At 58.1% G+C, this 13,679-nt stretch carries 9 protein-coding genes; 4 read left to right on the forward strand and 5 right to left on the reverse strand.

Features of this window, described 5'->3' with window-relative positions; translation table 11 throughout:
* Positions 1-861: 861 nt before the first annotated feature.
* Together MSL71_RS26675 and MSL71_RS10265 are read left to right on the forward strand one after the other, a co-directional pair.
* A complete protein-coding gene (locus tag MSL71_RS26675) occupies positions 862-1,311 on the forward strand; it encodes a MarR family winged helix-turn-helix transcriptional regulator (RefSeq protein WP_180139854.1) in 450 nt (149 codons plus the stop codon).
* Between the two features lie 63 nt (positions 1,312-1,374).
* Positions 1,375-1,875: a hypothetical protein gene (locus tag MSL71_RS10265; RefSeq protein WP_180139858.1), complete on the forward strand. Its 501-nt coding sequence runs from the start codon at positions 1,375-1,377 to the stop codon at positions 1,873-1,875.
* Between the two features lie 138 nt (positions 1,876-2,013).
* On the opposite strand, the gene MSL71_RS10270 is transcribed toward MSL71_RS10265, so the two are convergent.
* The 5 genes from MSL71_RS10270 to MSL71_RS10290 form a co-directional block, all read right to left on the reverse strand.
* Positions 2,014-4,206 carry a M14 family zinc carboxypeptidase gene (locus MSL71_RS10270; protein WP_180139862.1) on the reverse strand — a complete coding sequence of 731 codons (2,193 nt, stop codon included), beginning with the start codon at positions 4,204-4,206 and terminating at the stop codon, positions 2,014-2,016.
* 594 nt (positions 4,207-4,800) lie between these two features.
* Entirely contained in the window at positions 4,801-6,042 is a 1,242-nt protein-coding gene (locus MSL71_RS10275) for a hypothetical protein (protein WP_246317766.1), read from the reverse strand.
* 178 nt (positions 6,043-6,220) lie between these two features.
* Entirely contained in the window at positions 6,221-7,501 is a 1,281-nt protein-coding gene (locus tag MSL71_RS10280) for a TRAP transporter large permease (RefSeq protein ID WP_180139866.1), read from the reverse strand.
* Positions 7,502-7,516: 15 nt separating this feature from the next.
* On the reverse strand, positions 7,517-8,017 hold the full coding sequence (locus tag MSL71_RS10285) for a TRAP transporter small permease (RefSeq protein ID WP_180139869.1): 501 nt from the start codon (positions 8,015-8,017) through the stop codon (positions 7,517-7,519).
* A gap of 58 nt (positions 8,018-8,075) precedes the next feature.
* Entirely contained in the window at positions 8,076-9,068 is a 993-nt protein-coding gene (locus MSL71_RS10290; RefSeq protein WP_180139872.1) for a TRAP transporter substrate-binding protein, read from the reverse strand.
* A 710-nt stretch (positions 9,069-9,778) separates the two neighbouring features.
* Between MSL71_RS10290 and MSL71_RS10295 the strand changes: the two genes are divergently transcribed.
* Positions 9,779-12,514, forward strand: coding sequence for a response regulator (locus tag MSL71_RS10295; protein ID WP_180139875.1), 2,736 nt, complete (start codon positions 9,779-9,781; stop codon positions 12,512-12,514).
* 126 nt (positions 12,515-12,640) lie between these two features.
* Positions 12,641-13,621 (forward strand): response regulator, encoded by a 981-nt coding sequence (locus MSL71_RS10300; protein WP_180139877.1) that lies wholly within the window; start codon positions 12,641-12,643, stop codon positions 13,619-13,621.
* Positions 13,622-13,679: the final 58 nt, after the last annotated feature.

Here is a 13,679-nt window from a genome sequence, read left to right on the forward strand (position 1 = left end):
CCGCACTCTGTGCTCCCTTTTTTATTTTTTATAAAACTATACAGTATCAAGCAATGAGAGAGGTACCCGGCAACGGTGTAAATACCATCGTCGTATTTCTGGAAGGTCAGTCTCGTGTGTTCGGTGGTGGTCGTTTACAGGTGTTGCGAGGCTTAAACAGGAACAATGGTTCGTTGTTTTCAGTTTATAAATTAGATGGTTTTTCTTTGTCAAGCCATTTTGAATGACTTTTTTGCTTCCTGTTTTCTTATGGGCTTTGATGGCGTGTTTGGACCTTTTTGTCGGTAATGAAAAAGCATTGTTTTTGTGTTGTTCTTGGTCGTATATATCTGTTTATATTCTATCTATCGTTGTGGGTTCCGATTGCGGATGTTGTTTTATGAGGTGAATTGTTCGCTATGTTAGAAATGAGTTAGAGACAAAATTTGTCTTTTCTAACGGTGTTTTTTTATCGTCGTTTCGCGTGAAGGTACCCTTTGCGAGATCTTTTGGATTTCCTTTGTTAAGCTGCACGAAGAAATATGTCGGAAAAGGACCGGCACAGAGGGCAAGCTTTTAGGCCCTGGTGCGTCAATACTTGTTGTAAGATATTCTTTAATAATAATATCTTGTGAAGTTTTGCTTAGGGTGTCGAAATCATTGCCCGTGCCATTTTGTGTGTTATGGTGTGAAATGGTTTGCTTCTCGTGGGCACCCCTGTAGCAGGCTTTTGGGGTTGTCCGCGATTTCTGTGACAGAAAAAAGCCGGGGCATACCCGATTTTCTGGATGCACGCCGGTTGGAAATCCCTCGTTCCACCAAAATCCCCCCTTTGGGTCTCTTTAATTTGACAGTGTGCTGTCAATATGGGAGGGTGCTGTCATGGATACGGAAAACCAAACAAAACGGACAGACGCAGCTGAAAGGTTCACACAGATCATTCTTGAAACCTTTCGCTTCAACGGAGCTCTCATTGCGGCGGGGGATCAGTTGACGAAGGAGTTTGGGCTGACAAGTGCCACGTGGAAGATACTGGGGGCCATCCAGGAGGAGCCATTGACCATGGCACAGATTGCCCGTGACAAGGGGCTTACGCGGCAAAGTGTCCGAAGGACGACGGCTCTGCTTGAATCCAGGGGGTTCGTCGAATTGCAGGAGAATCTGGACCATCGTCGGGCCAGGCTGGTGACCCTGTCTGAAAAAGGGGGCGCTGTGCTGGCGCGGGTCACTGAGGTTCAAGCCGTGTGGGCCAATGCCATTGCCGAGGGGATGGATCCCGAGGCACTGGCCGTGACCCTTCGGACGTTGAGGGCCCTGTCTGCAAAATTGTAAACCATCGTGTATCGAAAACCACGTTGGCCAGGATAGGTGAAATATCCGGGTTAGGAGGCAGCCATGAAGACCATGAGCCGATCGCAGCAGAACATGTTGAAAGCGGTCCACCTTATTGCAGCGGGCCTGTGGCTCTCAAGCGTGATCATCATCGCGGTGATGCCGTATGTTTCGAAAGGCATCTCAAGCGGTGAAGCCCTGTACATGTACAATCTGATTTTTCATTTTATCGATATGAAGATCCTTACCCCGGCAGCCGTGGTGACGCTGATCACCGGTCTGCTCTATTCCCTTTTTACCCGATGGGGTTTCTTCAAACACGGCTGGCTGATTTACAAATGGGCAGCCACCCTTGCCATCATCCTCAGCGGCACCTTTTATCTCGGGCCCATGGTGACCCAGAGTATGGTGATATCGGAGCTGAAGGGCATGGCGGCGCTTCAGGACCCCGTTTATCTTCATGGCTTGACGGTGGGGGCCTGGGCAGCGGGTATCAACACGCTTCTTCTTGGCCTTGCCGTTGTCTTTTCCATCTACAAACCCTGGAAGAAAAAAAACGGATAGGGGTGCCTTTCTCTAAAAGGCAAAACGGGCGGCTCATCTGAGCCGCCCGTTTTTATTTTACGGGGCGTTTGGTGCCTTGCGTTTCAGTACACCGCATCTGTTTCTGGCTTGCGCCCCTTGTGACCACGGGCCTTTGGCCTACTGGTATGACACGGTAAGGCTCACGCCGGAAAAAGCGGAGTAGGCCCGGATGCCGATGTAGGTGGCCCCGGCATTGGGGGAGGCATTGGTGCAGGTTTCGTTGTTGCCCCACTTGTATGGTCTGCAGTCGTAGTCGGACTGGGTGGGCTTTTCGCCGAAGCGGGTATAAAGGTCCGCGTCACCCGAGCCGTTGTCGATGTCAATGGTGAGGTTTGAGGCCCCTGCCGGGAGAAGGACCTTGTAGTAGAGCCAGTCTCCCTTTGCAGCGGAAAGGTTGGTAAGGGTCTCTCCGTTGGCGATGACCGGGACCCCGTCGTCGGCCGTTACCATCACCTGACGGGTTGTGGTGGCGGTGAGGCCATCGTTGTCGGTGACCGTGAGGGTCACCGTGTACGACCCTGCCGCGCCGTAGGTGTGTTGCGGGTTGGTCTGGGTGCTGGTGGTCCCGTCTCCGAAGGCCCAGCTGCGGGAGGTGATGCTGCCGTTGTCGTCGCTGCTTTCGTCGGTGAACTGAACGGCCAGGTCTGTGGCTTCAAAGGAGAAGGCGGCCGTGGGCGCTCCGGGTTGGGTCACGGTGAGGAAGACGGCGCTTACGGCGCCCCAGTTGTTGGCGGTATCTTTGGCGTGCACGAAGATCATGTGTTCGCCGGGGGGAAGGCCCGAGGTGTTCACCGTGCCGGTGATGCCTTCGGAGGTGGCGTTAAAGGAGCCGTCGGCGGCATTGAGGGGGTAGGTTACGGCACCGGAGGCCCATGGGGGCGTGTCCACGGAGTATTCGGCAGCGGCGATGGCCTGGGAGGCTTCCGTGCCGTTGGCACTGCTGTACCGGGTGTCCACGGCCGTGGCTGTCAGGGTGTGGCTAGCGTCCAGGGCCAAGGTGACAACGTCCGGTCCTGCCGGGATTTTGTATGGGGCCCGGGCCACCTTGGCCGCGTAGATGAGGGCGGGCAGGTTGCCGGGGAGGATCTGGTTTTCATAGGTTGAGCAGGACTGGAAAAAGGCGGTGCCAAGCTCAAAGCAGTACCCGGCGATGCCCAATTCGCCGTAGGCGTAGTCGTCGGTGGTGCCGGTGGTGGGGTAGAGGCCCACGGCCTGCTGGGGGGTGTACTCGTTGAAGTAGGCGAACTTCCTGCCCAGGGTCTGGAGCTGGGTGCCGTTGGGGGCGGGGTTGCTGGTGTCGCCCCAGGGCCAGAGCACCAGCTCGCTGTAGCTGTGGATGTCGATGTACAGGCCCGAGGCGTCGTCGGACACCAGGCCCCCCGGAGTGCCTCCGTTGTGGTCCTCGAAGATGGCCTTCATGTAGTTCTGAACGGCCTGGGTTTCGGGTTCGGACGCGGCGTGGGAGCCCCGGTAGGTCTGGTCGCAGGTGTAGGTGCTGGCCCCGCTGCCGCCCCAGTGAAAGTCAAAATTGCGGTTCAGGTCCGCGCCGGGGGTCTGGTGGGCGCAGTAGTCGGTGTTGTGGTTTTTCCGCCAGGAAGCACCGCCCTCGGCCTGTTTGCGCCCGTCGGGGTTGGCGTGGAGCATGAGATGAACTTCATGGTGATCCAGGATCCACCTGCTGTCTGCATCCGTCTGGTAGGTTTCCAGGAGGCGGTGGGCAAAAGCCAGGGCCAGGGGAGATGTGGTGTACTCCCGCGCGTGGAGGGCACTTGTGATGAAGAGTTTGGGTTTGTCTCCGGTGAGGGTTTTGTTGGTGAGCTTCAGGACAAACAGGTCGTAGCCGCCGCTGGTGTTCTCTTTTTTCCAGGAATCCCCGGCATCGATGATCTCAGCCAGGTTGGGGTTGGACGTGACCATGGCCTGGGCGTCGCTGAAGGTGGCTTCCACGGTCTTGTAGCAGGGGTATCCGGGGATGGTGTCCGCTGATTGTGCGGACAGGGCCATGGGGGCTGCGGCATCTTTCCGGTGGAGGATGTACCCTTCATGGGGTTCGATGCGGAACCCCAGGGATGTGAGGTAGGCTTCGTCTTTCACGGTAGCGTGAATCACCAGAAACCCCTCGTCGTAATTGATCTCGGGCGGGGTGGGCTCAAAGGACTTGATCACGTAAAGGGCGATCTCTTTGTCCGTGAAATAGGCCTTGACGTAGCGCCTTGTCTCCTCGCTCTTTGCCTGGTCGGCAAAGGCTGCGGTCCCTAAGGTCATCAGAAGAACACTCGCGAAAAACAGGCATAGACATTTGGATCTCATGCACATCTCCTTTTCGATGGGTTGAACGTCCGGTGCGTGGAACAGGACCTCTTTTGATGGGACGGAGACGCCCAAATGCATGGGGCTTCGACCCATCACGACAATCGGGGGGGAGAACATCGTAAGCACATCGCAGGGCGTAGCGGTGACCCGAGCGCGATGTGCGTCATGGGTTTTCGCATTACCGGCAGGGCCATGGGGACCGGGGTCCGGTTTTTTGCTTCTATCTGTTGGTTTTCAACGGCCCTTGGGCCGGAGGCGTGATGCTTTTTTACAGATACCGTGAGTCAATGGCAGGAAGGCTATGGCTTGTGTCGTGATGACAACAGGCGTTTGATTTCGTTGGGTATTATATCGTCGTTTTTTCGGATGTCAAGGCGGCGGGACTGGGGGAGGGGGGCAGGTGATGGCGGAGGAGCACGTTTTATGGTGACGCCCGGAGCACCGCACCTCCGCGCGTTTAAAAAAAACGCGTGGGTGCGACGACACCGGGCACAACAGGTGAGTCGGGCGGCAGTGGCTTAAGGTTCGTACGCTCTCAGGCCATATGCCGGGCCGTGATGGCGTGAACGCCGCCCGACCCCATGTTGCACCTTACTTTTCGGGGTAGAGGAAGGCAAAGGCCTCCTCTTTGAAAGCGGTTCTTTCGTGCATTTCGGCTGTGGCCTTGTCGATGTTGCCTGCAAGGACGGGCACGGCATGTTCAAGGATCGCCAGGTAGTGATCGGCGTCCTGGGCGGTAAAGGCCGGGATCTTCCAGGTCTTGACGGTCTGCTCTGAGACCACCATGGAGAGAACCGCGCACATGCCGGGCATGATGCCGCCGCCGCCCACCAGGTTGTGGAGGTCAGAGGACATGAAGGTCACCCCTCCGGCGTCCTGGCTGACGATGGTGGCCAGCTCGCCCACGATGCGGACTTTTTCGCGCGCCGTGTCTGCTTCGGCAAGCGAGTTGCCCAGGGCGGCGATGCGCTCGCCCAGCTCACGGGTGCCCTTTGCCATGTCTCCTTTTCCCCTGGGAAAGGCGGTGTCGGAGTGGGTGCAGGGAAGGCCTGCCGCGTTGATCCCTTTGATGAGGGCTTCAAAGACCGAGGGGTTGTCCACCTCTTTGTTCATGCGTACCCAGAACATCTCTTCCCGGTTGTCCTTGAAGACGGCAGGGGCATAGGCCTTGCTCTCCAGAACAAAGGTGGGCAGGGCGTCCAGGCCCAGCTCTTTCATGACCCGGCCCTTGTCTCCGAGCATGACGTTGCCTTCCAGGTCCTCATCGGGGCCCAGGCCGCCTTCGCTGGCGTTGATGACCGCCATCACCGAAACGGGGATGCCGTCGATGTCCAGGACGGTACCCATGATTTTTCCCACCTTGCCGGGCATGTCCTCAACCCCGGTGACGAACTGTCCCGGGTATTTTTTTTCAAAGGTGTCCACCACGGCCAAGCAGGCGGCGGTCTGAAGGGCCACGGGCAGCTCCAGGACGCCCTGGCCGTAGATCCGGCCAAAGGCGGTGCAGGCCACGGTCTGGCTGTAGATGGCATCCATGCCGATGGCAAGGCGGGCCAGGGTCGCCTCATACGGGGTGATACCCCGGCGGGTGCTGGCTGTGCCTGTGCCGCCGTCCTCTGTGGTGACGGTGACGGTTCCGGTCTCAATGTCCGCATCCACCGAGGCGATGGTGGTGCGTGCGGGAAAGGCTTTTCGCAGAAGGGCGGAGACGACGGCAAATCCTGCGGAGTCGTCCTGGACAAACCCGAAGTTGGTGTGGACATGGCCCGCGCCCACATGGCCGGTGATGCCTAACGTACCGCGGGATACGTTGCTTTTGGAAATCTTCATCATGCTGGCTCTTTTTTTAACTGTTGAGAGTAGGGGTGCCGGCTGCGGTTATGCAGGCGGCACAGGCGATACAGAGAAAAAACGACAAAATCTGCCTCCGGCTGGTCGCCGGAGGCAGATGCACGCTGAGTCGTTTCCCCGGTGTCCCGGGGAAAAGTCCGCAAGGTGGGGTCTTTTTTTATTACAGTCCCGGCAACCAGAGGGCCAGGGACGGCACAAAGACGATGGCCAGAAGGGCCAGCACCATGGTGAGCAGGAACGGGAGTACCGCCACACTGAGCTTTTCAATGGACAGGTTACTGATGCTGCAGCCCACGAAGAGGTTGACGCCCACAGGGGGAGTCAAAAAGCCCATGGAGGAGGTCACGATCATGACGATGCCGAAGTGGATCGGGTCCATACCCAGGTGCTTGACCACGGGAAGGAGCAGGGGCGTCAGGATCAGGATGTTGGCCAGGGCGTCCATGAAGGTTCCCATGACAAGGAGAAATACCAGGATAATGGGAATCAGGATGTACCTGTTGTCCGAAATGCCCGTGAGGATGTCCACAAGCTGGTTCGGCAGGTTGTAGAACAGGAGGATCTGACCCAGGGCCGTTGCTGTGGCCACCACGAGGAAGATGGAGGCGGTGGTCAGGGCGGTGCCCTTGAACACGTCGGCGATTTTGCTCCAGCTGAGGGTCCTCAGGAAGATCCCTTCCATGATGAGGGAGTAGACCACGGCAATCACGCCCGCTTCCGTGGGGGTGGTAAAGCCGCCGTAGATGCCGCCCAGAACAATGAGGGGAACCATCAAGGCAGGCAGGGCCGACTTGAGGGAGGAGAGTACCTCGGAGACAGGGGCGCGTTTCCCGGAACCGGTGAACCCGTATTTTTTTGAGAGGATGTAGCTGCACAGCATGAGGCAGGCACCCACAAAGAGGCCGGGGATGACACCTGCGATGAAGAGGTCGCCTACGGAGACACCGGCCGTGGTGCCGTAAATGATCAGGGGAACGCTGGGGGGGATGATGACCCCCAGGCAGCCTGCGGCGGTGTTGACCGCGGTGGAAAAGGACTTGCTGTACCCTTCTTCCTCCATGGCAGGCACCATGATGCCGCCGACAGCGGCCACGGTGGCGGGTGCGGAACCGGAAAGGGCCCCGTAAAACATGCTCGTGAGAACGGAGATGTGAGCCATGCCCCCTGTGATATGGCCCACCAGGGACCGGGACACCGCCAGCAGTCTCTGGGCCATGCTGCCCTTCTGCATGATCTCGCCGGCCATGATGAAAAAGGGAACCGCCATGAGGGGGAAGACATCCAGGGACGTGACCATCTTCTGGATGAGAAATTCATACGGAAGCAGGTCGCTGAAGGTCATCCCCACGGTGACGCTCAACCCGATGGCGATGCCGATGGGCACGCTCAACAGGAGAAATGCCGCAAGTGAAACAAACGTTAAAATAATTGCCATATCCATAGGGCAGGGTCTTCCTTAATTGATTTCCATGATTGAAGGGTCGTACTTGCCCGTGATGACCCCCCAGAGTCTCTCCAGGGTACGCAGGGCCATGAGGCCTAAGCCCACCGGAACGCTGAGAAACACCCAGTACATCTGCACTTCAAGGGCCGGTGTTTTCTGGCCCGTGGTGGCCAGGAACTGAATGAACTTGATGCCCCAGAAGGTGGCGCAGGCGCAGAACACCAGGGTGCAGAGGTGAGCTGCGATGGTGACGGGCTTGGCAAATTTTCCCCCGAACATGTTCCGGATCACCGTGACTTCCAGGTGGCGGTTCATCTGGGTGGCGTAGCTGCATCCCACGTAAACGGCCCAGATAAAGAGATAGCGTGCGACTTCCTCGGACCAGTCGAGGGAGTTCTGGAGCACGTATCGGTTGAAGACCTGGACAACGGTGATGCCTGTCATCAAAACCAGCGCCAACGAGGAGAAGATCTCCTCGGATCGGTTGATGACGGATTTGGTCGATTTAATCATGCGGATGAACTCCTGTGGCCGGGTATGCCGGAGGACCGGCATACCCGGGTGTTCTTCATTACTCGGCGATGGTTGCCTTGGCCTGTTCGATCAGCTCTTTGCCGATACGTTTTTCAAACTTTTTGTAAACACCTTCGGTGGCTTTCTGCCAGCGCGCACGCTCTTCGGGGGTGAGAACGGTGACGTTGACCCCTTTGTCTTTCAGGTTGGCCAGGATCTCTTTTTCGCCGTCACGGATGAGCTTGCGCTCATAGAGCTTGACCTCTTCGAAGGTGGTCAGGACGAGCTCTTTCTGCTTGGGAGTGAGGCTGTCGAGGAATCGCTTGGAGATCATGACGAGGTGGGGGCTGTAGAAGCTGTTGACGATGGTAACGTTGTTGTTGACTTCAGGGAAGTTGTTGTGCCATGCCAGGTTCAGGTCGATGTCGATGCCGTCCACGGTTTTCTGCTGCAGGGCGGTGTATACCTCGCCCCAGGAGATGGGGGTGGGGTTCATGCCCAGGCTCTTCAGGGTGGCGATGTGCGCCTTGGAGGGGGTGGAGCGGATCTTCAGGCCCTTGGCATCTTCGAGGGTGGCAACGGACTTTTTGTTGTTCCAGAGGTTACGGAAGCCGATTTCGATGTAGCCAAGGCCGATGATCCCGCTCTTTTCGAGGGCCTTGCTGGCGTTTTTACCGATGGGGCCGTCGGTGATTTTATCGGTTGAAGGGTAATCGGGGAAGAGGAAGGGCAGGTCGAAAATCAGGAATTCGTCGGAAAAGGGGGAAAGGTTGGCGGTACCTGCAGAGCCCATCTGGAGCATGTTGAACTGGAGGCCCTGAACCACGCTGTCGAAGTTACCGAATTTTGAGCTGTCGAAGATATCCACGCGGAACTCGCCGTTGCTTCGCTCTTCAAGCAGCTCCTTGAATTTTTCGAACGCCTGTCCCATGGGGTGCTGGGGAACGTTGGGGTGGGCAAGTTTGATCACGATGGGTCCGGCCACGGCGGTGGTGGCGGTTAGAAACAGGGCGATCATCATGGCTGCGAAAATGGTCTTTAGTCTGGTCATCCTTGAACTCCTTAACTCCTTATGTATTAAAATGTCCGAGAGCCTCTCCGGAGCTCCCGGGCTGTACCGTCACGCATTCGGAATGTGGTGCCGCATACCGTTAAAGCGTGCGGTGCGCCGGATTCCATCCCCGTTGGCGTCAGGTTGCGGGGTGGCCACCGCGGTTCGAAAAGTACCGAACGCTGCGCTGGGCCTTGGTTTTCGCGTTCCCGACCAGGGGACACTTTCTCCTTTGTATGAATCTTTTTGACAGGTGTCATGAGTCTTATTGAACACACTGTGCCTTCTTAATTGGACATGATAGGGGGCTTTGGTTCAAAACTAAATATGAATACAATGTCTAAAAAATGCCTATTCAAAATGGGCATTATGCGCTGCGGCGCTGTGGCCTGGACGGGAACGATTCATGGGGAGAAAGGTGCATGATTTCGAGGGTCTGGTTTAACTGCCGGTCTATTCTATCATTTATAAGGTTTGAAGGGGAAGACGCTGTGCCTATTTTTAATGGGCACTTTGAGGGGACTTGATGGTTGTTCGGCTCTGTTCGGGTATGCTATTTAGGTGACAGGCAGTGCCCCTGTAGGGTTCAAAATGCTGTTGTCTGTGTTTGACAAACAGGTTTTGAAACGATGGGAACGCCTGGCTGTCGGTGGCAGGCAGCATGGAAACGGGTGTTGTCGGACAGGGAACCAAACGGTGAGGGTCGCTCCATGGGGGTAAAAAAAACAGGTTTTATGCCCGGGCTCTGGAAGCAGAGCCTCATGGCTCGTCTGGTGGGGTCGTTTCTCTTTCTGTCCCTGACCATTGTGAGCCTGGTGGGGTACATCGGGTATCATCAGGCCACCGACGCCCTCAAGGCATCGGTGTTCGACCGCCTGGACACCGTGGCCACCTTCAAGGCCGGGGAGCTGAACCGCTGGGTGGAAGACCGCATGCTGGATGTGGCTTTTTTTGCCAGCCTGTCCGATGTGCGCGGGCCCGCGGAAATCCTTCTGACGCACCCCTCGTCGGATCCGGCCTACGGGAAGGCCCACGCTGACCTGGCCCACGTCATGGACGATATTCTGGTCGGAAGGTCCGATCCCGAGGAGATTTTTATCCTCTCGGCCGTGGGAGGGCAGATCCTTGTCTCCACCGATTCGTCCCAGGAGGGGATGTACAGGCCCAAGGATATCTATTTTTCCCGGGGGCTCCAGGGTAACGCCATCCAGGGCGTGTATGCGTCACCCATGACCCTGAAGCCCACCCTGACCCTTGCCACCCCGCTTTTTGACGGGGCAGGGGAGCGGCGGCTGGGCGTGCTTGCCGCCCACATGAACCTGAGGCACATGGACCAGATCGTTCGCAACGCGGAAGGGCTGGGCCAGAGCGGCGAGTCCTACCTGGTGGATTCGCTCAATGTGTTTGTTTCGGCAGACCGGTTCGGGCGGCTGGAGTTTCCCCGTGGCATCCACACTGAGGGCATCGATACTGCGGTATCGGGCCTCAACGGCTCCGGTATCTACGAAAATTACGCCGGGGTGAAGGTGATCGGTGTGTACCGCTGGCTGGAGGAGCGGCAGCTGGCCCTGCTGGTGGAGATGAGCCTGGAGGAGGCCTTTGCTCCGGCCCGGAGGCTGGCCCGGAACATCATCGTCGTGGGGGTGGTCTCGGCCTGGCTCCTGGCCCTGGGAATCTATGCCCTGGCACGTCAGATCGCGCGGCCCATCCGGACCATTGCCGACACGGCCGTTCAGGTGGCCCGAGGGGACCTGGACTCCACGGTGCCGGTGCCCACCGAAGATGAGGTGGGCCGCCTGGCCCGCTCCTTCAACCGGATGGTTGCAGAGGTAAAAAAACACCGGGATCATCTTGAATTCCGTGTTGCCGAGCGCACCGCCGACCTCAAGGAGGTCAACGCAAGGCTTCAGCATGAGATTGCGGTGCGCAAAGAGGCGGAAGGGGAGGTCCGTGCCCTGAACGAAGGCCTTGAGCAACGGGTCCAGGATCGAACTTCGGAGCTCTCCGTGGCAAACGCCCTGCTTCAGCGGGCCAAAGAGTCTGCCGAAGCCGCGAGCCAGGCCAAGGGCCGGTTCCTTGCCAACATGAGTCACGAGCTGCGGACCCCGTTGAATATCATCCTGGGGTTTTCACATCTGTTGAACCGGGACGAACGAACCACCCCGGACCAGCAGGCGTCCCTTAAGACCATTACCCGGAGCGGGGAGCACCTGCTGGCCCTCATCAACGATATCCTGGAGATGTCCAAGATCGAGGCGGGCCGGACCACCCTGAAGAAGCAGAGTTTCGACCTCCACCTGGCCCTGGAGGGCATCGAATCGATGATGCGCAGTCGGGCCGAGGCCAAGGGCCTTGCCCTGACGGTGGAGACCTCCGTTGACCTGCCCCGCTATATAAGGTGCGATGAGACCAAGCTGCGTCAGGTCCTGGTCAACCTGCTGGGCAATGCCGTGAAGTTCACCGATGAAGGCGGCGTGACCCTGCGGGTCCGGTGCGGAACGGGGGGCCCTGAGGCGTCGCGTCTCTTTTTTGAGGTGGAAGACACCGGCGTGGGCATCGACCAGGGGGAGACCGGCATCATCTTCGACGCCTTTTCCCAGGCCGGGGACGGTGAGACGGAAAGGGAGGGAACGGGCCTGGGCCTTGCCATCAGCAAACAGTATGTGGACCTCATGGGGGGCCAGATTGCCGCCCAGGGCCTGGATGCCGGAGGATCGCTTTTTCGGTTCGATGTCCGGTTCGACCCCGCGGATATGGAAGAGGTCAAGGTCAAGGGTCCTTCCCGGCGGGTAACGGGGCTTCAGCCCGACCAGCAGGCCTTTCGGGTCCTCATTGTGGAAAACAACCCCGAGAGCCGCACCCTGCTGACAAAACTGCTCACCTCTGTGGGCTTTGACGTTCAGGGGGCGGGCAATGGGCGGGAGGGTGTCGACCTGTTCCAACGATGGCACCCCCACCTGGTCTGGATGGACCTGAAGATGCCGGAGATGGACGGATACGAAGCCACCCGGCGGATCAAGGCAAGCCCTGAGGGGCAGGCCGCCAAGGTCATCGCTTTGACCGCCAGCTCCTTTGACGAGCAGAGGGGCGATGCCCTGGCAGCGGGTTGCGATGATTTTGTGGGCAAGCCCTTTAGGGAAGACGATATTTTTGGCGCCATGGAGAGGTACCTTGGGGTGCGATACCTGTATGAAACAGGCGCCGAAGTGGCCGGTGGGGCGGATTCCGGGGACGAGGCGACCCGGCCTGTGGCGGCCGCGGACCTGGGCTCTCTGCCCGAGGCGCTGATCACCAGGCTCTCGGATGCGGCAACAGCCTGTGATGTGGGCAGCGTGGCAACGATTATCGAGGAGGTCAGAGAAATCGATTCCTCCGTGGCAGAGTCCCTTGCCGAGCTGGCCGATGGTTTTCGGTACGATGATATTCTTGCGTTGATCAATGGGTAATGCATGTCGGGGCGGTCTCTGCCGTGTGGAGCCCACTGATACGTTATAAAATTCTGTTTGCCCAACTTTTCAAATGTTTGGCCCTCGGCGGTATCGCCGGAGGCACGTGTATGCGGAGAGACCCAAATGGAGAAGGACCACATGACGTCGGGGCACTGGAACCACGCTGAAGGAAATATCCTTGTGGTAGACGACAACCCCGAGAACCTGAGGATTCTGGTGAAGCTGCTCACCGAGGCCGGTTACAAGGTGCATGCCGCAGCCAAGGGCTCCCTGGCCCTTGGGGCGGTGGAGCGATCCCTCCCGGACCTGATCCTTCTCGACATCAAGATGTCGGGCATGGACGGGTACGAGGTGTGCCGCCGGTTGAAGGCCGACGGGCGAACCGCGGAGGTCCCCGTGATTTTCATCAGCGCCCTGGATGATGCCCAGGACAAGGTCAAGGGGTTTGGCCTGGGCTGCGCCGATTACATCACCAAGCCGTTTCAGCTTGAAGAGGTCCTGGCGCGGGTTCGGACGCACCTGGGGGTTTTCCGCCTGAAACGCCAGCTCAACGATAAGATCAGGCTCCTCCATCATGAGATCATCGAACGCCAGCGCGTGGAGGCCATGCTCCAGGAAAAACACGATCAGATGGAGCAGGAGGTGGCCCGGCGCACGGCGGAGTTGCAGGAAAAATCCCGGCACCTCGAAGAGGTGAACCAGGCCCTCAAGGCCATGCTGGATCACAGGGACCTTGAGAAACGGGCCATCGAGGACAACATGGCCGCCAACCTGAAAAAATACGTGACCCCCTACCTTGATCAGATGAGAAGAACCGTCCGGGAGGAGGAGCACAGGACCACGCTGACGATTATCGAGACAAACCTCAATGAGCTGGTGGTCCCGATCCGCAACAGCATCTCCTCCAAGTACATGGAGCTGACCCCCACGGAGATCAAGGTGGCGGACCTGATTCGGCAGGACAAGGGGAGCAAGGAGATTGCCGAGCACCTGAATCTGTCCATCAGCACTGTGGCCAATTTTCGGCACAACATCCGAAAGAAGCTGGGGCTCAACAACAAGAAGACCAATCTCAAAACCTATCTCTCCACCCTGGCCCCGTAAGGGGGGAGGCCTGGGGAGATTGGATTCGGCAGGTTTCAGGGGACGGCACGCTCCTTTT

Source organism: Desulfoluna butyratoxydans (genome assembly GCF_900699765.1).
In the GTDB taxonomy this organism is placed as follows: Bacteria; Desulfobacterota; Desulfobacteria; order Desulfobacterales; family Desulfolunaceae; genus Desulfoluna; species Desulfoluna butyratoxydans.

Bases quoted from the DNA above. Each gene is read 5' to 3' on its own strand.
- MSL71_RS26675 (WP_180139854.1), top strand. From the start codon at position 862: ATGGATACGGAAAACCAAACAAAACGGACAGACGCAGCTGAAAGGTTC.
- MSL71_RS10270 (WP_180139862.1), bottom strand. From the start codon at position 4,206: ATGAGATCCAAATGTCTATGCCTGTTTTTCGCGAGTGTTCTTCTGATG.
- MSL71_RS10295 (WP_180139875.1), top strand. From the start codon at position 9,779: ATGGGGGTAAAAAAAACAGGTTTTATGCCCGGGCTCTGGAAGCAGAGC.
- MSL71_RS10275 (WP_246317766.1), bottom strand. From the start codon at position 6,042: ATGATGAAGATTTCCAAAAGCAACGTATCCCGCGGTACGTTAGGCATC.
- MSL71_RS10265 (WP_180139858.1), top strand. From the start codon at position 1,375: ATGAAGACCATGAGCCGATCGCAGCAGAACATGTTGAAAGCGGTCCAC.
- MSL71_RS10285 (WP_180139869.1), bottom strand. From the start codon at position 8,017: ATGATTAAATCGACCAAATCCGTCATCAACCGATCCGAGGAGATCTTC.
- MSL71_RS10300 (WP_180139877.1), top strand. From the start codon at position 12,641: ATGGAGAAGGACCACATGACGTCGGGGCACTGGAACCACGCTGAAGGA.
- MSL71_RS10290 (WP_180139872.1), bottom strand. From the start codon at position 9,068: ATGACCAGACTAAAGACCATTTTCGCAGCCATGATGATCGCCCTGTTT.
- MSL71_RS10280 (WP_180139866.1), bottom strand. From the start codon at position 7,501: ATGGATATGGCAATTATTTTAACGTTTGTTTCACTTGCGGCATTTCTC.